19 protein-coding genes are annotated in these 19,549 nt (G+C 71.4%); 10 read left to right on the top strand and 9 right to left on the bottom strand.

The features are described from left to right. Positions 1-34: 34 nt before the first annotated feature. Complete coding sequence (locus ACWCP0_RS38990) at positions 35-1,009, bottom strand: carbohydrate kinase family protein (RefSeq protein ID WP_451083467.1); 975 nt, start codon at positions 1,007-1,009, stop codon at positions 35-37. Positions 1,010-1,140: 131 nt separating this feature from the next. On the opposite strand from ACWCP0_RS38990, the gene ACWCP0_RS38985 reads away from it, so the two are divergent. After that, positions 1,141-1,347: a hypothetical protein gene (locus tag ACWCP0_RS38985; protein WP_451083466.1), complete on the top strand. Its 207-nt coding sequence runs from the start codon at positions 1,141-1,143 to the stop codon at positions 1,345-1,347. Positions 1,348-1,424: 77 nt separating this feature from the next. Further along, on the top strand, positions 1,425-2,900 hold the full coding sequence (locus ACWCP0_RS38980) for a hypothetical protein (protein WP_451083465.1): 1,476 nt from the start codon (positions 1,425-1,427) through the stop codon (positions 2,898-2,900). Positions 2,901-2,934: 34 nt separating this feature from the next. Here the strand turns inward: ACWCP0_RS38980 and ACWCP0_RS38975 are convergent, their stop codons facing one another. Next, entirely contained in the window at positions 2,935-3,291 is a 357-nt protein-coding gene (locus tag ACWCP0_RS38975; protein WP_005318559.1) for a HesB/IscA family protein, read from the bottom strand. A 311-nt stretch (positions 3,292-3,602) separates the two neighbouring features. Here ACWCP0_RS38975 and nadA point away from each other — a divergent pair, with 311 nt between their 5' ends. Beyond that, entirely contained in the window at positions 3,603-4,790 is a 1,188-nt protein-coding gene (gene nadA, locus ACWCP0_RS38970; protein ID WP_451083464.1) for a quinolinate synthase NadA, read from the top strand. A 207-nt stretch (positions 4,791-4,997) separates the two neighbouring features. On the opposite strand, the gene ACWCP0_RS38965 is transcribed toward nadA, so the two are convergent. The 5 genes from ACWCP0_RS38965 to ACWCP0_RS38945 all read right to left on the bottom strand — a co-directional run bounded on the left by ACWCP0_RS38965 (position 4,998) and on the right by ACWCP0_RS38945 (position 11,676). Then, a complete protein-coding gene (locus ACWCP0_RS38965; RefSeq protein ID WP_451083463.1) occupies positions 4,998-8,159 on the bottom strand; it encodes an efflux RND transporter permease subunit in 3,162 nt (1,053 codons plus the stop codon). A 149-nt stretch (positions 8,160-8,308) separates the two neighbouring features. Beyond that, positions 8,309-8,995 (bottom strand): response regulator, encoded by a 687-nt coding sequence (locus tag ACWCP0_RS38960; RefSeq protein ID WP_451083462.1) that lies wholly within the window; start codon positions 8,993-8,995, stop codon positions 8,309-8,311. Next, positions 8,992-10,278, bottom strand: coding sequence for a sensor histidine kinase (locus ACWCP0_RS38955; protein ID WP_451083461.1), 1,287 nt, complete (start codon positions 10,276-10,278; stop codon positions 8,992-8,994). The genes ACWCP0_RS38960 and ACWCP0_RS38955 overlap by 4 nt, the downstream gene beginning before the upstream one ends. A gap of 321 nt (positions 10,279-10,599) precedes the next feature. Beyond that, positions 10,600-10,878, bottom strand: a complete 279-nt coding sequence (gene pspAA / locus ACWCP0_RS38950) for a PspA-associated protein PspAA (protein ID WP_451083460.1) — start codon at positions 10,876-10,878, stop codon at positions 10,600-10,602. 12 nt (positions 10,879-10,890) lie between these two features. After that, positions 10,891-11,676: a PspA/IM30 family protein gene (locus ACWCP0_RS38945; protein ID WP_451083459.1), complete on the bottom strand. Its 786-nt coding sequence runs from the start codon at positions 11,674-11,676 to the stop codon at positions 10,891-10,893. 380 nt (positions 11,677-12,056) lie between these two features. Here ACWCP0_RS38945 and ACWCP0_RS38940 point away from each other — a divergent pair, with 380 nt between their 5' ends. The 3 genes from ACWCP0_RS38940 to ACWCP0_RS38930 all read left to right on the top strand — a co-directional run bounded on the left by ACWCP0_RS38940 (position 12,057) and on the right by ACWCP0_RS38930 (position 14,095). Further along, complete coding sequence (locus tag ACWCP0_RS38940; protein WP_451083458.1) at positions 12,057-12,653, top strand: DUF3043 domain-containing protein; 597 nt, start codon at positions 12,057-12,059, stop codon at positions 12,651-12,653. 80 nt (positions 12,654-12,733) lie between these two features. Further along, on the top strand, positions 12,734-13,477 hold the full coding sequence (locus ACWCP0_RS38935) for a class I SAM-dependent methyltransferase (RefSeq protein WP_451083480.1): 744 nt from the start codon (positions 12,734-12,736) through the stop codon (positions 13,475-13,477). A gap of 156 nt (positions 13,478-13,633) precedes the next feature. Continuing rightward, positions 13,634-14,095 carry a trypsin-like peptidase domain-containing protein gene (locus tag ACWCP0_RS38930; RefSeq protein WP_451083457.1) on the top strand — a complete coding sequence of 154 codons (462 nt, stop codon included), beginning with the start codon at positions 13,634-13,636 and terminating at the stop codon, positions 14,093-14,095. Positions 14,096-14,258: 163 nt separating this feature from the next. Here ACWCP0_RS38930 and ACWCP0_RS38925 read toward each other — a convergent pair whose 3' ends face one another. Continuing rightward, entirely contained in the window at positions 14,259-14,468 is a 210-nt protein-coding gene (locus ACWCP0_RS38925) for a hypothetical protein (protein ID WP_451083456.1), read from the bottom strand. A 98-nt stretch (positions 14,469-14,566) separates the two neighbouring features. Here ACWCP0_RS38925 and ACWCP0_RS38920 point away from each other — a divergent pair, with 98 nt between their 5' ends. The 3 genes from ACWCP0_RS38920 to ACWCP0_RS38910 all read left to right on the top strand — a co-directional run bounded on the left by ACWCP0_RS38920 (position 14,567) and on the right by ACWCP0_RS38910 (position 17,843). Continuing rightward, entirely contained in the window at positions 14,567-15,769 is a 1,203-nt protein-coding gene (locus ACWCP0_RS38920) for a bifunctional adenosylcobinamide kinase/adenosylcobinamide-phosphate guanylyltransferase (protein ID WP_451083455.1), read from the top strand. A gap of 73 nt (positions 15,770-15,842) precedes the next feature. After that, complete coding sequence (gene cobT, locus ACWCP0_RS38915; protein WP_451083454.1) at positions 15,843-16,976, top strand: nicotinate-nucleotide--dimethylbenzimidazole phosphoribosyltransferase; 1,134 nt, start codon at positions 15,843-15,845, stop codon at positions 16,974-16,976. Positions 16,977-17,093: 117 nt separating this feature from the next. Continuing rightward, on the top strand, positions 17,094-17,843 hold the full coding sequence (locus tag ACWCP0_RS38910) for a hypothetical protein (protein WP_451083453.1): 750 nt from the start codon (positions 17,094-17,096) through the stop codon (positions 17,841-17,843). Here the strand turns inward: ACWCP0_RS38910 and ACWCP0_RS38905 are convergent. Next, complete coding sequence (locus ACWCP0_RS38905) at positions 17,750-18,550, bottom strand: hypothetical protein (RefSeq protein ID WP_451083452.1); 801 nt, start codon at positions 18,548-18,550, stop codon at positions 17,750-17,752. The genes ACWCP0_RS38910 and ACWCP0_RS38905 overlap by 94 nt on opposite strands. Before the next feature lie 77 nt (positions 18,551-18,627). Between ACWCP0_RS38905 and ACWCP0_RS38900 the strand changes: the two genes are divergently transcribed. Further along, positions 18,628-19,413 (top strand): adenosylcobinamide-GDP ribazoletransferase, encoded by a 786-nt coding sequence (locus tag ACWCP0_RS38900; protein WP_451083479.1) that lies wholly within the window; start codon positions 18,628-18,630, stop codon positions 19,411-19,413. The last annotated feature ends 136 nt before the right edge of the window (positions 19,414-19,549 follow it).

Raw genomic sequence — 19,549 nt, 5'->3', positions numbered from 1 at the left:
TCGGAGCCCCGCCGGCACGTGAGGGTGGGCAGGTCTAGGACAGGTGCGCCTGGACCGCGGCGGCGGCATCGTGGCCGTAGGCCTTGGTGAAGCGGTCCATGAAGTGGGCGCGGCGGAGCGTGTACTCCTGGGTGCCCAGGGTCTCGATGACCAGGGTGGCGAGCATGCAGCCGACCTGCGCGGCACGCTCCAGGCCCACGCCCCACGACAGGCCCGAGAGGAAGCCCGCGCGGAAGGCGTCACCGACACCCGTCGGGTCGACCTTGGAGTCCTCCTCGGGGCAGCCGACCTCGATGCTCTCCTCGCCCGCCTGCTCGATGCGCACACCTCGCGAGCCGAGCGTGGTGACCCGGTGGCCGACGCGGGCCAGGATCTCCTCGTCGGTCCAGCCCGTCTTGGACTCGATGAGGCCCTTCTCGTACTCGTTGGAGAAGAGGTACGTCGCGCCGTCCAGCAGTATCCGGATCTCGTCACCGTTCATCCGCGCGATCTGCTGCGAGAAGTCCGCCGCGAACGGGATTCCCCGCGAGCGGCACTCCTCGGTGTGCCGCAGCATCGCCTCCGGGTCGTCGGCGCCGATCAGCACCAGGTCGAGCCCGCCGATGCGGTCCGCCACCGACTTCAGCTCGATCTGCCGGGCCTCGCTCATCGCTCCGGTGTAGAAGGAGCCGATCTGGTTGTGGTCCGCGTCCGTCGTGCAGACGAAGCGCGCGGTGTGCAGCACCTCGGAGATGCGTACGGACGCCGTGTCGACGCCGTGCCGGTCCAGCCACGCGCGGTACTCGTCGAAGTCGGAACCGGCCGCTCCCACCAGGATCGGGCGGGTGCCGAGCTGGCCCATGCCGAAGCAGATGTTGGCGCCGACCCCTCCCCTGCGCACATCGAGGTTGTCGACCAGGAAGGAGAGGGAGACCGTGTGCAGCTGGTCCGCGACCAGCTGGTCGGCGAAGCGACCGGGGAAGGTCATGAGGTGGTCGGTTGCGATGGAGCCGGTGACTGCGATTCGCACGGCGAGGTGCTCCAGGGAGGGAGGGCGGGACGGACAGTTAACGCTACCGGTTTGCGCGAGCTCCGCTGAAGTGCGGAAACTACCCGATAGTAGGTCTTTTTCCGCCACGTAACCCTGCGTACGGTGCCCCTATGCCTCAGCACAGCACCCCGCGTGACCTGCGGGACATCGAGACCAGCCTCGCCGACCTGCGTGGCAAGAGCGCACGGATGGCCCCGCACTGGGCGGTTCCGCCGGTCGCGGCGGGCGCGCCGGTGCCGCCGTCACTGATCCATGGTGTGGTCGTGTCCCCCGCGTCCGCCCGGCTGGTGGGTGCCATGTCCCCGTACGGCGACTGACGCCGTAGGCGGGAACCGCACGCTCCCCCGTCCCGTCACAGGGGTGTCCCCCCTCACGGGTCCGAAGGAGCGATGCGGTGAACAGCACGGAGCGGCCCCCCAAGACCGCCGACGGCCCGCGCCGGCGGCGATCCCCGCTGGCCGTCGCCTCGGTGGCCACGGCGGTTCTCCTCGCCGGAGGTGGCGGCGCGTACTGGGCCACCACGGCATCCGACGGCGGTGCGGCGTCGCCGGGCGCCGGCCGGACGCCGCCTCCGCCGCTCGCCCTGGACGGCCACTCGGAAAGCGGTCCGCCCTTCGGGATCGCCCCTGGTGAGCCGGACCCGAACGGTCCGCAGTACCGGTTCGACGGGGAGCTTCCGGACGGCCCCGACTCCGCTCCGGTGTACCGCGCGCGCGGTACGGTCGGCGCGGCCGAGGTCACCCGTCTGGCCGCGGCCCTCGGGGTGGCGGGTACCCCGCGTGCGGTGGGCGACGTCTGGAAGATCGGTGCGGAGAAGGACTCGGGCGGACCGATGCTCCAGGTGAACCGGCAGGCTCCGGGCACCTGGTCGTTCGCCAGGTTCGGACCGACCCCCAAGGGCGACGACTGCACCAAGGTCAGGCCCTGTCCGGGCGGGGGCGTCGCCCCCGGCCCCGGCACCCGCGGCGACTCGGCCGTCCCACCGGTGAGCGAGGGTGCGGCGAAGAAGGCGGCCGCTCCCGTGCTGACGGCCGTGGGCCAGAGCGACGCGCGGCTGAACGCGGCCCAGACGATGGGCGCGATCCGTGTGGTGAACGCCGATCCCCTGGTGGGCGGCCTGCCGACGTTCGGCTGGTCGACGGGGATCCAGGTCGGCAGCGACGGCCAGGTGGTGGGCGGCAGCGGGCAGTTGGCGAAGCCCGCGAAGGGCGCGGAGTACCCGGTGATCGGCGCGGACGAGGCGCTGAAGCAGCTGAACAAGGCCGCCGCGGCAGGCGGCCCGATCGGGATCGGCGGCTGCGCGACTCCCGTACCGGCGGACAAGCAGGCCGCACCGTGCGAGCCGGATCCCGGTACACCGCAGTCCGGCACGCCGCGGCCCGTGACGATCAGCAAGGCGGTCTTCGGGCTCGCGGTCCACTCCGAGGACGGCCGGCCCGCGCTCGTACCGTCCTGGCTGTTCCAGGTGGACCCGGAGGGCGACGCGCCGCCGTTCACCCTCACGCACCCCGCGGTGGCTCCCGAGCATCTGAGGCCGGCGCACTCGGTGCCGCCGAAGGAGCAGCTGCCGTCGCCCGACCCGACACGCCTGCCGGAGACGTCCGTACGGAGCGTGGAGTCGTACACCGTCGAGAAGGACGGGCGGACGCTGGCCCTGCGCTTCTGGGGAGGGGTGTGCAGCGACTACTCGGCCGACGCGGAGGAGAGCGGCAGCCAGGTGAAGGTGAAGATCATCGAGTCGCGGCGCGACCCGGAGCGGGTCTGCATCATGATCGCCAAGGAGCTGACGGAGAAGGTGACGCTGGACACGCCGCTGGGTGACCGGACGGTCGTCGATGAGGAGAGCGGTGACCCCGTGCCCCGTAAGTGAGCGGTCACCGGCACGCCGAGGGCGGCGGAGCGACTTAGCTGAAGGAGTCGCCGCAGGCGCAGGAGCCCGTCGCGTTCGGATTGTCGATCGTGAAGCCCTGCTTCTCGATCGTGTCCACGAAGTCGATCGAGGCGCCGCCCAGGTACGGAGCGCTCATGCGGTCCGTGACGACCTTCACGCCGTCGAAATCCTTGACGACATCGCCGTCGAGCGAGCGCTCGTCGAAGAAGAGCTGGTACCGCAGGCCGGAGCAGCCGCCGGGCTGAACCGCGACGCGCAGCGCCAGGTCGTCCCGGCCTTCCTGGTCCAGCAGGGCCTTGACCTTGGCCGCGGCGGCGTCGGACAGGAGGATGCCGTCGCTCACGGTGGTGGTCTCGTCCGATACGGACATCTGCTTCTCTCCCGGGTTGTACGGAGACTGCTTGCCGACGGTTGCAACCGGCGGGGCCCCGGATTCATTCCGGGCGAGCCCTAGTCTTTCCCCTTCATGCTCGCACACGCGCTCCCATCAGGGCACCGACCCGTGGACAACAGGTGTACGTGATGGCGCCCGGGAATTGCGTCACATCGACGCTATGGCCGTCGTCAAAGTGACGTGAAGCGGTTATGATAGATAGCGTCAAATAGACGAGAAGCCCTCGGTGCGAGCACCGGCTCCATTGAAGCGGCTGCCGCCGCGCTCATCGCTTGAGAAGAGAAAGGGTGCGTGACGTGACCACCGCCCAACCCCTGGACGTCCAGCCGACGCCCCTTGCCCTGCTGCTCCTCGGCCGCGAGGCCGACCCCAAGAGCGAGCGCGGCGTCGAATGCCCCGGCGATCTCCCCTCCCCGTCCGACCCGGACCTGGTGGAGCGCGCCCGCGCGGCCAAGGAGAAGCTCGGGGACAAGGTCTTCGTGCTCGGTCACCACTACCAGCGCGACGAGGTCATCCAGTTCGCGGACGTCACCGGCGACTCCTTCAAGCTCGCCAAGGACGCGGCGGCCCGCCCGGAGGCCGAGTACATCGTCTTCTGCGGCGTGCACTTCATGGCCGAGTCGGCGGACATCCTGACCACCGACGACCAGAAGGTCGTCCTCCCCGACCTCGCCGCCGGCTGCTCGATGGCCGACATGGCGACGGCGGAACAGGTCGCCGAGTGCTGGGACGTGCTCACCGAAGCCGGGATCGCCGATGTGACGGTCCCGGTCTCGTACATGAACTCCTCCGCCGACATCAAGGCCTTCACCGGCAAGCACGGCGGCACGATCTGTACGTCGTCGAACGCGAAGCGCGCGCTGGACTGGGCCTTCGAGCAGGGCGAGAAGGTCCTCTTCCTGCCGGACCAGCACCTCGGGCGCAACACCGCGGTCCGCGACATGGGGATGTCCCTGGACGACTGCGTCGTCTACAACCCGCACAAGCCGAACGGCGGCCTCACCGCCGATGAGCTGCGCGGCGCGAAGATGATCCTGTGGCGGGGCCACTGCTCGGTGCACGGCCGCTTCTCGCTGGACTCCGTGAACGACGTGCGCGAGCGCATCCCGGGCGTGAACGTGCTCGTCCACCCCGAGTGCAAGCACGAGGTCGTCGCGGCTGCGGACTACGTCGGCTCGACGGAGTACATCATCAAGACGCTCGAGGCGGCGCCGGCCGGGTCCAAGTGGGCGATCGGTACCGAGCTGAACCTCGTGCGGCGGCTGGCGAATCGTTTCGCGGACGAGGACAAGGAGATCGTCTTCCTCGACAAGACGGTCTGCTTCTGCTCCACGATGAACCGGATCGACCTGCCGCATCTGGTGTGGGCCCTGGAGTCCCTGGCGGAGGGGAAGCTGGTCAACCAGATCCAGGTCGACCGCGAGACGGAGAGCTTCGCGAAGCTCGCCCTCGAGCGGATGCTGGCGCTTCCGTAACGGGGGCGGCGCCCCCGTTGCCCCCTGTCGCCCCCGGCGTGCGGCTCTGCTTGCGCGCCGGGGGCGACGTGCGTGCGGCGGTGTGCGGTGCCGTGTCGGTGACCGGTGACCGGTCACCGACACGCCACCGGGCGGGCCCGGAAGCCACCCCGCCCCCGGTACCGGGAGGTGACCGGTACCGGGGGCGGAGAGAGCGTGCCGGAGGCCTTACGCGTTGACCGGCTGCGGGTCCGGGTCGTCCGACGGCGCGGGGGCCGTCGGGGCGGAGCCGTCCGATCCCGACTTCTTCGCCCGCTTCGCCGCGCGCTTGACGCGGCGCCGCTCCTTGCGGAGTTCGACCATCGCGTACAGCGTCGGCACCAGCAGCAGCGTCAGAAGCGTCGACGTCACCAGTCCGCCGATCACGACCACCGCGAGCGGCTGGGCGATGAAGCCGCCCTCGCCCGTGACACCCAGCGCCATCGGCAGCAGCGCGAAGATCGTCGCGAGGGCCGTCATCAGGATCGGGCGGAGACGGTGGCGGCCGCCCTCGATGACCGCCTCGACCACGCCCAGGCCCTGGGCCCGGTACTGGTTGATGAGGTCGATCAGCACGATCGCGTTGGTGACCACGATGCCGATCAGCATCAGCATGCCGATCATCGCCGGAACACCCAGCGGCGTGCCGGTCAGCACGAGCAGACCGATCGCGCCCGTCGCCGCGAAGGGAATGGAGACCAGCAGGATCAGCGGCTGCACCAGCGAGCGGAACGTCGCCACGAGCAGCATGAAGACGATCGCGATCGCCGCCAGCATGGCCAGGGCCAGCGAGGCGAAGGCCTCCTCCTGGTCCTGTCCGACGCCGCCGATCGACGCGGTCGCACCCTCGGGCAGGTCCAGCGCGTTGATCTTCGACTGGAGCTCCGTGCTCACCGCGCCGGTGTTGTCACTGGTCGGCTTCGCCGAGATCGTCGCGGCGCGCGCGCCGTCGATCCGGGTCATCGAGACCGGTCCGGGGACCAGCTCCACGTCGGCGATGTCACCGAGCTTCACCGGGCCGAGGGCCAGCTTCTTCAGCTCGGCCATCGTCGTCGCCGGCTTGGCCGAGGTGATGACGACATCGCGCTCGGAGTCGTCGAGGATCGCCTTGGCCGCCGGCGTGCCGCGCACCGCCTGCGCCACTGCGGCGCCCAGGGACGCGTCGTTGAAGCCGGCCGCGGCCGCCTTCTCGTTGGCCTTGACCGAGATCCGCGGCACGGACTGGGACAGGTCGCTCTGGACGTCGGTGACGTCGTCGAGCTTCGCGACCTCGTCCCGTACCTGCTCGGACGCCTTGCGCAGGGTGTCCGCGTCGGCCGACTTCACCACGACGCTGAGGTCCTGGCTGCCGAAGCCGTCGCCCGCCGCGATCGTCGTGTCGCCGATGCCGTCGAGCCTGCCCAGCTCCTCGTCGATGCGGTCGCGGGTCTTCTCGTAGGACGCGGAGTCCTTGAGCGTCAACTGGTACGACGCCTGGTTGGCACCGGTGCCGCCGCCGAAGGCCGCCATGAAGCCGGAGGAACCGACGGTGACCTGGTAGTCCTTGATCTCGTCGATCCCGGCGAGGACCTGCTCGACCTTCTTCGCCGCGGTGTCGGCCGCCTCCAGGCTGGTGCCGGCCTTCAGCTCCTGCTTGATCGACATGACCTCCTGCTCGCCCTGGTCGAAGAAGTTCGTCTTCAGGAGCGGGGCCATGCCGAAGGTGCCGACGAGAACCACGATCGCGAGCGCGATGCTGGTGAGACGGCGGCGCGTCGCGAATCGCAGCACCGGAACGTACATCCGCTGCAGCGGGCTGCGCGCCTCCTTCTCCTCCGCCTTGCGACGGGCCTCGTCCGGGTCGATGCCCCGTACGGCCTTGGGGGCGCGCAGGAACCAGTAGGACAGGACGGGGACGACCGTCAGCGAGACCAGCAGGGACGCGAGCAGCGCCGCGGTGACCGTCAGCGAGAACGAGCCGAACAGCTCGCCCACCATGCCGCCGACCAGGCCGATCGGCAGGAAGACGGCGACCGTGGTCAGGGTCGACGAGGTGACGGCGCCCGCCACCTCACGTACGGCGGTGAGGATCGCGGTCTCGCGCTCCTCGCCGTAGCCGAGGTGACGCTTGATGTTCTCCAGGACCACGATCGAGTCGTCGACGACCCGGCCGATGGCGATGGTCAGCGCGCCAAGCGTCAGCATGTTCAGCGACAGGTCGCGGGTCCACAGCACGATCAGCGCGAGGACGACGGACAGCGGGATGGAGACCGCGGTGACCAGCGTCGAGCGGATCGAGGCCAGGAAGACCAGGATGATGACGACGGCGAAGAGCAGACCGAGCGCGCCCTCCGTCGTCAGACCGGAGATCGACTTGGAGACGGCCGGGCCCTGGTCGGAGACCACGGACAGCTCGGCGCCGGAGCCGAGGTCCTTGCGGAGCTCGGGCAGCTTGTCCTTGACCGCGTCGGAGATGGCGACGGCGCTGCCGTCCTTGTCCATCGTGGCCATGACGGCGAGGCTGGGCTTGCCGTTCGTACGGGTGATGGAGACGCGCTGCGACTCCTCCTGCTCCACCGTGGCGACGTCGCCGAGCCGGACGGGCTCGGCCTTGCCCTTGGCACCGGCGGCAGGGGCGATGCGCAGGTCCTCGATCTGCTTCAGCGAGGTGAAACCGCCACCGACCTGGACCGTACGGCTGTTGCCCGCCTCGGAGAAGGAGCCGGCCGGGATCGTCGCGCCGCCCGCCTTGAGCGCCTCGGCGAGGGCCATCGTGTTCAGCCCGGCCTTGGCGAGCTTCGTGTCGTCCGGGGTGACGGAGACCTGGAGATCCTGGACGCCGTCGATGGTGACCTGACCGACGCCGTCGATGTCCTCCAGGGCCGGGACGACGGTCCGCTCCAACTGCTCGGCGAGCGCCTGCTGGTCCTTGTCGGAGCTGACGGCGAGGACGACGGTCGGGATGTCGTCCGTGGAGCCGGCGACCACCTGCGGGTCGACGTCGTCGGGGAGCTGGACACGGGCGCGGTTGACGGCCTGCTGGACGTCGGCGACGAGCTGCTTGGTGCCCTCGTCCCCGTAGTCGAACGTGGCCATGAGCACGGCGTTGCCCTCGCTCGCCGTGGAGGTGATGCCCTTGATGCCGTCGACGGCCTTGATGGTGTTCTCGAGCGGTTCGACGACCTGCTTCTCGACCACATCCGGGGAGGCGCCCTGGTACGGAGCCAGCACCGACACCATCGGCAGTTCGATGGAGGGCAACAGCTGCTGCTTGAGCTGCGGGATGGCGATCGCTCCGAAGAGGATCGCGACGATCGACATCAGCCCGATCAGGGCCCTTTGCGCGAGGCTGAATCTGGACAGCCAGGACATGGGGTCTCTCTTCTGTGGCTTACGCAGGAGCGGGCAGGGTCAGGCGCCCGCTTATACGATCGGCCACTCGCGAGAGCGGATCCGTAAGCCGCAGGTCCGAATCTTTATCCGCCGCATACCGCGCCTGGAGTACTCCGCAGAGGGGCGGCCTACTCCACCCTCGGACGCACCAGGCCCGATTCGTACGCAATGACCACCAATTGAGCCCGGTCCCGGGCGCCGAGTTTCGCCATCGCCCGATTGACATGAGTCTTGACAGTGAGCGGGCTCACCTCCAGCCGCTCGGCGATCTCGTCGTTGGAGTGGCCGCCCGCGACGAGGACGAGCACCTCCCGTTCGCGGCCGGTCAGGGCGTCGAGCCGGCCCGAGTACGCCCCCGGGTCCTGATCGCTGTCCGAACTGCCGCCCTGCGCGAGGAACTTCGCGATGAGCCCCTTGGTCGCGGCGGGCGACAGCAACGCCTCTCCGGCCGCGGCGATACGGATGGCGTTCAGCAGTTCGTCCGGTTCCGCGCCCTTGCCGAGGAAGCCGGAGGCCCCGGCACGCAGGGACTGCACGACGTACTCGTCCACCTCGAAGGTCGTCAGCATCACCACCCGCACCGCGGCGAGCGCCGGTTCGGCGCTGATCATGCGGGTGGCGGCGAGTCCGTCCGTACCGGGCATACGGATGTCCATCAGGACGACGTCGGCCCGCTCCGAGCGGGCCAGGGCGACGGCCTCGGCGCCGTCCGCGGCCTCCCCCACGACCTCCATGTCGGGCTCGGAGTCCACGAGCACCTTGAACGCGCTGCGCAGCAGCGCCTGGTCGTCGGCGAGCAGCACCCTGATGGTCATGCGTCGTCCCCCTCCGCGTGGGCCTTGACCGGCAGTATCGCCTGCACGCGGAAGCCGCCGCCGTAGCGGGGGCCCGCGGTGAGTGTGCCGCCGAGGGCGGTGACGCGTTCGCGCATGCCGATGAGGCCGTGGCCGCCACCGCTGCCGCCCCGGCCGGTGTCATCGGCGTCGCCCGCGGCGGAGCCGGCGCTCGGGGGGACGTCGGGCATCCCGTCGTCGAGGACCGTGACCTCGAAGGTCCGCCCCACCCGTACGACGCTCACCTCGGCCTTGGCTCCGGCTCCCGCGTGCTTCTGCACATTGGTCAGCGCCTCCTGGATGATCCGGTACGCCGCGAGGTCCACGGCCGCGGGAAGGTCCGTGCCGTGGTCCGTCCGGGCCAGCTCGACCGGCAGTCCGGCGTTGCGGAAGGTGTCCAGCAGTCCGTCGACCACGGCGAGGCCGGGCGCGGGCTCGGTCGGAGCCTCCGGGTCGCCGGACTGGCGGAGCAGGCCGACGGTGGCGCGCAGCTCGTTCAACGCCGAGCGGCTCGCCTCCCGTACGTGTGAGAGGGCCTCCTTGGCCTGGTCGGGGCGCTTGTCCATGACATGCGCGGCGACTCCGGCCTGCACATTGACCAGGGCGATGTGGTGGGCGACCACGTCGTGCAGATCGCGGGCGATCCGCAGCCGCTCCTCGGCGACGCGGCGGCGCGCCTCCTCGTCCCGGGTGCGCTCGGCACGCTCGGCGCGCTCCCGTATGGCGTCGATGAAGGCCCGGCGGCTGCGTACGGCGTCGCCCGCGGCGGCGGCCATTCCGGTCCAGGCGAACACCCCGACGTTCTCCTGGCTGTACCAGGGGGCCGAGCCGAACAGCATCGCCGAGCCGGTCAGCACCGTCATCGTCAGCAGACCGACCCGCCAGGAGGTGGGCCGGTTCGTGCAGGACGCGACCGTGTAGACGGCGATCACCGAGGACATCACGACGGGCGCGGGCGGGTCGCCCGCGACGAACTCGACGACGGACAAGGCCCCGGTCAGGGCCAGCACGAGCAGCGGCCGGCGCCGCCGGAACACCAGGGCGCCCGCGGCGAGCAGCATCAGCAGCACGCTGCCGGCCTCGGGGGTGCGGGTGCCGAAGTTCCGCCGGCCGTGCGGAGCGTTGGGATCGATGAACGACGCGATGACCATGCAGACGAGCACGGCGAACGCCAGGGCGGCGTCGAGCGCGAGCGGGTGCGCGCGCAGCCAGTCGCGGATCTGCGCGAGCCGGGTGCTGCCGGTCACGGTCAAAGGTGCGGTCACGACATGCAACGGTACGGGGTACGGCTCGCCCGGGGCTCCGCCGCGTGAGGCCGAGCCCTCGGACCTCCGTGGCGTGCCACCGTCCTGTCGGCCGGGTGCCGTCCTCGAACGCCCCCGGACGGACGGAGACCCCGGGGCTCCACGGCACGGAGCCCGCGGCACAGGCCTCGGCCTTGCACCCCGTCCGGCGCCCGAGGACGGACAGCCCCGGTCCACCGCACGGTGCCGGCGCACACACGACGCGGAGAGCGCAGCACACGGCCCGCGACCGGACGGAGTCCGGGCGCGGGCCGTTGCGCGGGGCTGGAGCGGGGTCGGGCGTCAGCCCGGGATGAGGCCGTCGTCGCTGAGCATGTCCCGGACCTCTTCGAGCGTCGCGTCCGGTGACGGCAGGATCAGCTCGGACGGCTCCAGGGAGTCGTCCGGCAGCGGGGCACCGCACCGGCGGACCGCGTGGAGCAGGGCGCCGAGGGTGCGGCGGAAGCCGGCCTCGTCACCCGATTCCATCTCGGCGAGCAGCTCGTCGTCGAGCTTGTTCAGGTCGACGAAGTGGCAGTCGTCGACCTTCCACTGGCCCTCCCCCATGATCCGTACGATCATGACGCGCCGTCCCTACTGCTTGTCGAACTTGCTCGAGGTCCGGTCCTGCGCCTGGTCCTGCGCCGACCCGCTGCCGCCCTCGATGGCCTGCTGCTGAGCGCTGCTGCCGCCCGCCAGCTCGGCCTTCATCCGCTGCAGCTCCAGTTCGACGTCCGTGCCACCGGAGATTCGGTCCAGCTCGGCCGCGATGTCGTCCTTCGCCATGCCGGTCGGGTCGTCCAGGGCCCCGGAGGCCAGGAGCTCGTCGATCGCGCCGGCACGGGCCTGCAGCTGGGCGGTCTTGTCCTCGGCGCGCTGGATCGCCAGGCCGACGTCGCCCATCTCCTCGGAGATGCCGGAGAAGGCCTCGCCGATCCGGGTCTGCGCCTGCGCCGCCGTGTAGGTGGCCTTGATGGTCTCCTTCTTCGTGCGGAAGGCGTCGACCTTGGCCTGCAGTCGCTGGGCGGCGAGCGTCAGCTTCTCCTCCTCGCCCTGCAGCGTCTGGTGCTGCGTCTCCAGGTCCGTGACCTGCTGCTGGAGGGCGGCCCGGCGGGACAGCGCCTCGCGCGCCAGGTCCTCGCGGCCGAGCGCCAGCGCCTTGCGGCCCTGGTCCTCGAGCTTCGTGGACTGGCCCTGGAGCTGGTTCAGCTGCAGCTCGAGGCGCTTGCGGGAGGTCGCCACGTCGGCGACGCCGCGGCGCACCTTCTGCAGCAGCTCCAGCTGCTTCTGGTACGAGTAATCGAGGGTCTCGCGCGGATCCTCGGCCCGGTCAAGGGCCTTGTTTGCCTTCGCGCGGAAGATCATCCCCATACGCTTCATGACACCGCTCATGGGCTTCGCGCGCCCCCTTCTGACGGACGTGGCTCCAGCTACTCCAGAACCCACAGTACGGGCCCTGCATCCATTACCGCACTGTTCGAGCGCGGATGCGCTCCTCCCCAAGAACGAGCTGCTGACGGCTTCGATCCGGCGCAAGGAGTAGGTGATCGTCAGGGACACCGGGGACGGCTTCCCTTCCGTTCCTCTTCTCCCGTTCGTCGGCCTCTCGTCCGCTTCCCTTCCGCTTCCTGCCTGCGTCCGTTCCGCGGGGGTTCGGCCCCTGTTCCGGCCTGCTTCTGACTTCTACAGACGCTCGCCGTTGCCGGATCGTTCCCCCTGGGGCTGGGGTCCATGCGCGGCACCCCGTACCCTTGGGTTTTGTGTTCCGTAGCCGTTCCAAGGAAGAGAAGGCCCCCACCGACAAGGTGACGGCGGACCTCTCCAAGCAGCCCCGCGACCCCGAGGCCCCCAAGGGCCGCCCGACCCCGAAGCGGAGTGAGGCCCAGACCCAGCGTCGCCGCGCGCAGTCGGCTCCGACCGACCGCAAGGACGCCACGCGCCGACAGCGCGAGGCCCGCCGTGCCGACCTGGCCAAGCAGCGCGAGGCGCTGGCCGGTGGCGACGAGCGCTATCTGCCTGCCCGTGACAAGGGCCCGGTGCGTCGTTTCGTGCGCGACTTCGTCGACTCGCGCTTCTGCATCGCGGAGTTCTTCCTGCCGCTCGCCGTGGTGATCCTGGTGCTCTCCATGATCCGCGTGCCGCAGCTCCAGAACATCGCGCTGCTGCTGTGGCTCGGCGTCATCGTGTTGATCGTGATCGACTCGATCGGCATCTGGCTGCGTCTGAAGAAGCAGCTGACCGAGCGCTTCCCGAACGAGCCGAAGCGCGGTGCGGTGGCGTACGGCCTGATGCGCACGCTCCAGATGCGCCGCCTGCGGCTGCCGAAGCCGCAGGTCAAGCGCGGAGAGCGGCCCTGAGCACCGACGTCTCCGGTTTCGGTGGGGGTGCGGAGGCCGTCTCCGGTTTCGGTGGCGGTGCGGAGGCCTGGCTGAAGGGCCTGGGCGGGCTGCGCAACACCGTTCGACAGGAGCTCGTCGCCCGACAGCTCGACGAGCAGATAGCCGGGCGCTTCCCGGTGGGCAGGCGGCTGCGGATCCTCGACGTGGGGATGGGCCAGGGCACCCAGGCGCTGCGCCTGGCGCGTGCCGGGCACACCGTGACGGGCCTGGAGTCCGACCCCGAGATGCTGAAGGTCGCCCGCGAGGCGCTGGCGACCGAGCCGGCCGGCATTCGCGAGCGGTTCCGGACGATCGAGGGCGACGGCCGGGACACCGGGGTGCACTTCCTGCCCGGGTCGTTCGACGTGGTGCTGTGCCACGGCGTGCTGATGTACGTGGAGGACCGCGACGCGATGCTCGCGGGCCTGGCGCGGATGCTGGCCTCCGGGGGCCTGCTGTCCCTGCTCGTACGGAACGGGGACGCGCTGGCCGTGCGGCCGGGGCTGGCCGGTGACTGGTCCGCGGCACTGACGGCCTTCGACACGGACACGTACACCAATCGGCTCGGCCTGCCCGTCCGCGCCGACCGGCTGGCGTCCCTGAGGGCGACCCTCGCCGGGATCGCGGCGCCGCTGCACGCGTGGTACGGGGTGCGGGTCTTCACGGACGGCGCCCCCGACGAGGCGGAGCTGCCGGCCGCGGACGAGCTGGAGCGCCTGCTGGCGGCGGAGGACCGGGCCGGGCGGACGGAACCGTACCGCTCAGTGGCCGCGCTGCTGCATCTGTGCGGCGTGCGGGGCTGATCGCGCTCACGCAACTGCCGCACCGCGCGAAACCGATGCACCGTGCGCAATCCATCCTCGGACTCTCTCCGTGCGCGGCTGACCCTGCGTGCCGGACGGCCCTGATCGGCGGCCGACAACAGGCCCCGACACCCCGGCAAAAGGGACACTCCGAGCATGGATGTCTCCTTGACCCGCGGACTCGTGCTCTTCCTGGCCGGGTCCTGCTCGACCGCGCTCGCCGTCGCCTGCACGGGTGACTCACCCGCGCAGCCCGGGGGGACGCGATCCGAGGCGACGACGCAGGCCGCGGCGCCCGCCGCCAGGGCCGAGACCGATCTGGAGACCCGCTACCGGACCGTCATCAGGAACGTGCTGCCGTCGGTCGTCCAGATCGAGACGGACAACAGCATCGGCTCCGGCGTCGTCTACGACGCGAAAGGCCACATCGTCACCAACGCCCATGTGATCGACGGTGTGCGGGACTTCCGGGTCACCGTCGCCACGGGCGGAAAGCCGTTGCCCGCACGCCTGGTCGCCGGGTATCCGGAGCAGGATCTCGCGGTCATCAAGCTTGACAGCGCTCCGGCCGGGCTGAAGCCGGCGAGCGGGCGGGGAAGCCTGCCACCGCGGAGGTGACGCTGGGCGAGATCTGACCGGTGGCCGGCGGAGCCGACCGGTAGCCCGCGGAGGAGGACGGATCCGCGTGACGGACCCGTCCCGGACGGCCCCGCGTCCTCGAACTGCTCACTGCTCGTACCGCTTGTCCTGCTCGTGCCGCTCGTACTGCTCCGGGGTCTGCTCAGGCCTCTTCGGCGTGCAGGCTCATGGGTCCGTAGATCTCGCTGCCGTCCTCGAAGAGGAACACCTGGTCCGCACCGCCCTCGAGCAGTTCCTTCCAGACCTCACCGATCCAGGACTCGGCGTCCCCCTGCGTGCTGAACTCCTCCGGCTCCACGGCCGGCTGGACCTCCGTCCCGTCGGACTTCTCGAACCGCCACGTCCACGCCATGTGCGCCTCCCGGATGTCGGGTCCCGACAGCTGATCAGTTGCTGCCCGCAGCGTAGCCGGGCGCGCAACCGCAGCGGCGACGCGGGATGATCGTTCCTGTGGAAGTGACTCTGCTCGGCACGGCTGCCCCCACCGGGCTCCCCCGCCCCGACTGCCCGTGCGCCGTCTGCGCCGCCGCCCGCGGCTCCGCGGCGCGCGCCGCGACCGCCCTGCTGGTCGACGGGGCGCTGCTGCTCGACCTGACCCCCGGGGCCGCACTGGCAGCCGCCCGCGCCGGGCATTCGCTCGTCGGCGTACGGCAGGTGCTGCTGACGCATCCGCACAACGGGCCTGCGATGGAGCTGCCCGCGGGGCTGCCGACGGCGGGGCGGGTGCCGGACGGGCAGGAGTTGACGCTGATCAGCGGTCACCGGGTGCGCGCGGTGGCGATGGACACGCCGGGGACGGGATACGAGGTGGCCTCGCCGGACGGCGAACGGCTGCTCTATCTGCCGCCGGGCGGGGCGGTCGCGGGGATGAGGGAGCACGAGGCCCTGCCGTACGACCTGGTCGCCGCCGACGTCGTCGGGCGGCCCGACGGGCTGGCGCGGCTGCGGGCGACGGGGGCGGTCGGCCCGACGACGGATGTCGTCGCGGTCCACATCGACCACGAGGTGCCGCCGGGCGCTGAGCTGGAGCGGCGGCTCGCGGCGGCGGGGGCGCGGGCGGTGCCGGACGGCACGACGCTGTACGCGGGCGAGTACCACGCGGTACCGGACGTACCGCGGCGCACGCTGGTCACGGGCGGGGCGCGGTCGGGCAAGTCGCTGGAGGCGGAGAGGCGCCTGGAGTCCTTCCCCGACGTCGTCTACGTGGCGACGAGCGGCACCCGTGCCGACGACCCGGAGTGGGCGTCCCGGGTGGCGGCCCACCGTGACCGCCGGCCCAGCTCCTGGCGGACGATCGAGACCTGCGACCTCGTACCGCTCCTCGCGGAGGACGGGCCGCCGCTGCTGATCGACTGCCTGGCGCTCTGGCTGACGGACGCGATGGACCGGGTGGGCGCGTGGGACGACGAACTGTGGGAGACGACGGGGCGCGAGGCCCTTCACCGCCGCACCGCGGAACTCGTCGCGACCCTGCGCACGACGCGTCGCACGGTCGTCGCCGTGACGAACGAGGTCGGCTCCGGGGTCGTACCGGCGACAGCGTCCGGGCGCCGGTTCCGCGACGAACTGGGCAGGCTCAATGCGGCGTTCGCCACGGAGTGCGAGCATCTGCTCCTGGTGGTCTCGGGCCAGGCGCTGCCGCTGCGCGGCTGACGGTCCGTCGGCACCCTCGCCGCAACGCGGCCTGGGCCCGACAGCGGCCGGAGCTGCCGGTACTGTTCGGCGAATGAGCTCGCTGAATCTCGACGACTTCTCCGATCTGATCGAGCGCCCCGACAGCGGCGTGCGGCGCGATGCCGAGGAACGCCGGGAGCGGCTGGTCGTGCCGCCCGGATCGCTGGGGCGGCTGGACGAGCTCGGGGAGTGGCTGTCGGCCGCGCAGGGGGCCGTGCCGGTGCGGCCGGTCGAGCGTCCGCGGGTGGTGCTGTTCGCCGCTGACCACGGTGTCGCGGAGCTCGGGGTCTCGGGCCGTCCGGCCGGCAGTGCGTACGAGCTGGTGCGGGCCGTGCTGGAGGGCGCGAGCCCCGTCGCGGTGCTGGCCCGCCGGATGGACGTGCCCGTGCGGATCGTCGACGCGGGACTCGACTGCGACCCGGAGCTGCTGCCGGCGGACGTCGTGCGCCACCGCGTGCGGCGCGGCAGCGGGCGGATCGACGTCGAGGACGCCCTCACCGCCGAGGAGGCCGAGCAGGCCGTGCGCCTCGGCATGGCGATCGCCGACGAGGAGGCCGACTCCGGCACCGATCTCGTGGTCCTGGGCGATCTCAGCGTCGGCGGCACCACGCCCGCCTCGGCGCTCGTCGCCGCGCTGTGCGGCACGGACGCCTCGGTGGTGACCGGCCGCGGCGGCGCCGGGATCGACGATCTGGCGTGGATGCGCAAGTGCGCGGCGATCCGGGACTCGCTGCGGCGCGCCCGGCCCGTGCTGGGCGACCAGCTCCAGTTGCTCGCCGCGGTGGGCGGTGCGGATCTCGCCGCGACCACGGGCTTTCTGCTGCAGGCCGCGGTTCGCCGGATGCCGGTGATCCTGGACGGAGTGGTGTCGGCGGCGTGTGCGCTCGTCGCGCAGCGCGTTTCGTTCCGCGCCCCTGACTGGTGGCTGGCGGGCCAGGTCAGCGGTGAGCCCGCGCAGGCCAAGGCGCTGGACAGGATGGCGCTGAACCCGCTGCTCGACCACGGCGTCACGGTCGGCGAAGGAACCGGGGCGTTGCTGGCGCTTCCTCTCGTTCAGGCTTCCGCGGCGTTCGCCGCGGAGCTGCCCGAGCGTCCCGAGCACACGGAGGGCTCGGAGGACAAGGAGGACACCGAGGGTTCGGGGGACTCGGAGAGCACGGCGGATTCGGCGCGCCTGGCGGACTGACCACCGGGCGGGAACGGCGGCCCCGCGAGATCGGGATCACCCGGGTGACGCTCAACTCCGCGCCGTACGGATCGGTCTTGGAACGTGCCACGTACCGACCGTCCGGGAGCCGCCCTCATGCTCGACACCCTGAGCGCCGGCCGTGCGCGCGCGTTCGCGCGCCGCGAGTGGGGGCCGCTGTACACGACCGTACGCACGGCGCTCGTCACGAAGAGGTGGCGGGCCGTGCCGCTCACGCTCGCCGCGGTCTGTCTCACCGGTCTCTTCCAACTGGTGCAGAACCAGACCTGGGGCTACCGGCCGGTGCAGGACATCGGCTCGGTCCGGGCCGCGGACCCGCTCTGGCTCGCGCTCCTGCGCACGCCGCTCTCCCTGTTCGTACCGGCCCTCGACCTGCCGGTGTGGGGCGCGCTGGCCCAGATCCTGGTCGTGTTCGGGATCTCCGAGATCTGTCTCGGGCGGATGCGGACGCTCGCGATCGCGTACGCGGCGACCCTGGCCGGGACCATGTACGCCCGCATCGGCATCGCGCTCGGCCCGGAGAATCCGCTGGGGCTTCCGGCCTCGGACGCGCAGGTCGTGGACACCGGTCCGTCTGCGGCGGTCGTCGGCCTCGCGGTCCATGCCTGCTACCGCCACCGTGCGTGGCTGACGGCGGGCCTGGTGATCGTCGCCATGGTCGTCGAGATACTGATCAAGAACAATCTTGCGGGCAAGGAGCACTTGGCGGCGATCGCCGCGGTGCTGGTGGTGTGCGCGGGGACGGGATGGCGTCACCGTGGGCCGGGGCCGGGGCCAGGACCCGGACCGGAACCGGGGGCCCGCGCGGCGGGCGGCCGGTCCGGAGCGCCCCCGATCAGATCCTGAAACTTTCTGCGCGGCCCGCTCCAGCGTTTGTCGTGGCGGACGGCGCGCAGGATCGCCCGTGCCCGGGAGCGCGGGCGGCGCCGGTAGATGCGCTTGGCCCACGGAGAGGCGGGCCTGGCCAGCCGGATCGCGCCGACGATCGCGATGAACGGCACGAGCGTGCCGATGACCGCCATCCGCAGCTTGCCCTTGAAGAGCGTGATCAGGACGAAGCAGAAGTTGACGACGAGGGTGAGCAGAAGGACCTGGCGGTCGTCCCGCTCGTCCTCGGTCAGGTCGTTGACGCCGAGCGGCGCGAACCCGCCGAGGATGAGCAGCAGCAGGGCAGCGGTCAGCACCACGGCCTCGACGCTCTGACGGCCCGCCTCGGTCCAGTAGACGTCGTCGAGGTGGAGGATCAGCGCGAACTCGTCGAGAACGAGCCCGGCGCCGATACCGAAGATCACCGCGAAGACGACAGCGCCCGCCCCGGTGTGCTCGGCCGATGCGACCGCACCGAAGCCGCCGACCACGGTGAGGACGACGCCGGGCACCACATGATGGATGTGCAGTCCGCCGGACTTGACGTTGCCGAACGGCCCCTTCCCGGCCCGGATCAACCGAGTGATCGTCCGGGTGATGAGGAAGGTCAGCACGAACGAGGCGAGCGCCAGGAGCAGCGGGAGCTTCCCGGGCTCCACGATGTTGCGGTAGAACCAGTCACTCATACCGTCTACTCCCAGTTTGTCCGTCATGCGCAATTTACCGTCGGGGCGCACCGACTACGCTGCGCGCGGTGAGCTCGATGAAGACAGCCGGCCCGGTGACCGGCATACGGTTCGCCTTCGGCACCCTGACCGTCCTGCCCGTACGGGTCAGCCGCTGGGACCGGGACGCGGCGCGCGCGGGCATGCTGTGGGCCCCGCTCGCCGGCCTGGTCGTCGGCCTCTGCGCCGCGGCACTCGGCGGGCTCCTGCTCGCCCTGGGCTCGGGGCCCCTCCTCGCGGCGGTCGCCTCCACCGCCGTACCGGCCGTCCTCACGCGCGGCCTGCACCTCGACGGGCTGGCCGACACCGCGGACGGGCTGGGCAGCGGGAAGCCCGCGGAGGACGCGCTGCGCATCATGAAGCAGTCGGACATCGGGCCGTTCGGTGTGATCACCCTCGTCCTCGTACTGCCGGCCCAGATCGCGGCGCTCTTCGAGCTGTACGGGGAGCAGGGCTGGGCCCGGGGCGCGGTCGCCGCGGCCCTGGCGGGCGTCGTGGCGCGCCTGGCCCTCACTCTCGCCTCCCGTACGGGCGTCCCGGCGGCCCGGCCGGAGGGCCTGGGCGCGGCGGTGGCCGAGAGCGTGCCGCTCCGCTCGGCGGCGGCGGTCACACTGCCGGTGCTGGCGGCATGCGCGGGCGCGGGGGCGCTGTTCGACGGCTGGACTGCGGTGCGGTACGCCCTCGCGGCGGTGGTCGCGCTCGCCGCCGCCCAGCTGCTCCTGCGGCACTGCGTGCGCCGCTTCGGCGGGGTGACGGGCGACGTGTTCGGGGCGGTGGCGGAGACGGCGGGGACGGCGGCGCTGGTCGCCCTGACGCTGGGCTAGGGCCGCAGGACAGGCAGGAACGGCACGACCGGCAGGAGGGCCCTAGACGAGTCATTCCGAATGATCGTTAGTGGTCGTAGGCGGTCAGGGATCGCGTGACCGGCTGGCCGGTCTTGTGGTTGTGCCAGATCGCCGC

It is taken from the genome of Streptomyces sp. NPDC001970, assembly GCF_053594115.1.
Note: the sequence above shows the minus strand (reverse complement) of the source record. Positions and strands in the feature narration are given on the sequence as shown.

What these genes read in the sequence shown, in the direction of transcription:
- ACWCP0_RS38975 (WP_005318559.1), bottom strand. Translation starts at nt 3,291, where the DNA reads ATGTCCGTATCGGACGAGACCACCACCGTGAGCGACGGCATCCTCCTG.
- ACWCP0_RS38945 (WP_451083459.1), bottom strand. Translation starts at nt 11,676, where the DNA reads ATGAAGCGTATGGGGATGATCTTCCGCGCGAAGGCAAACAAGGCCCTT.
- ACWCP0_RS38985 (WP_451083466.1), top strand. Translation starts at nt 1,141, where the DNA reads ATGCCTCAGCACAGCACCCCGCGTGACCTGCGGGACATCGAGACCAGC.
- ACWCP0_RS38960 (WP_451083462.1), bottom strand. Translation starts at nt 8,995, where the DNA reads ATGACCATCAGGGTGCTGCTCGCCGACGACCAGGCGCTGCTGCGCAGC.
- cobT (WP_451083454.1), top strand. Translation starts at nt 15,843, where the DNA reads ATGAGCTCGCTGAATCTCGACGACTTCTCCGATCTGATCGAGCGCCCC.
- ACWCP0_RS38925 (WP_451083456.1), bottom strand. Translation starts at nt 14,468, where the DNA reads ATGGCGTGGACGTGGCGGTTCGAGAAGTCCGACGGGACGGAGGTCCAG.
- ACWCP0_RS38905 (WP_451083452.1), bottom strand. Translation starts at nt 18,550, where the DNA reads ATGAGTGACTGGTTCTACCGCAACATCGTGGAGCCCGGGAAGCTCCCG.
- ACWCP0_RS38900 (WP_451083479.1), top strand. Translation starts at nt 18,628, where the DNA reads ATGAAGACAGCCGGCCCGGTGACCGGCATACGGTTCGCCTTCGGCACC.
- pspAA (WP_451083460.1), bottom strand. Translation starts at nt 10,878, where the DNA reads ATGATCGTACGGATCATGGGGGAGGGCCAGTGGAAGGTCGACGACTGC.
- ACWCP0_RS38910 (WP_451083453.1), top strand. Translation starts at nt 17,094, where the DNA reads ATGCTCGACACCCTGAGCGCCGGCCGTGCGCGCGCGTTCGCGCGCCGC.
- ACWCP0_RS38930 (WP_451083457.1), top strand. Translation starts at nt 13,634, where the DNA reads ATGGATGTCTCCTTGACCCGCGGACTCGTGCTCTTCCTGGCCGGGTCC.
- ACWCP0_RS38965 (WP_451083463.1), bottom strand. Translation starts at nt 8,159, where the DNA reads ATGTCCTGGCTGTCCAGATTCAGCCTCGCGCAAAGGGCCCTGATCGGG.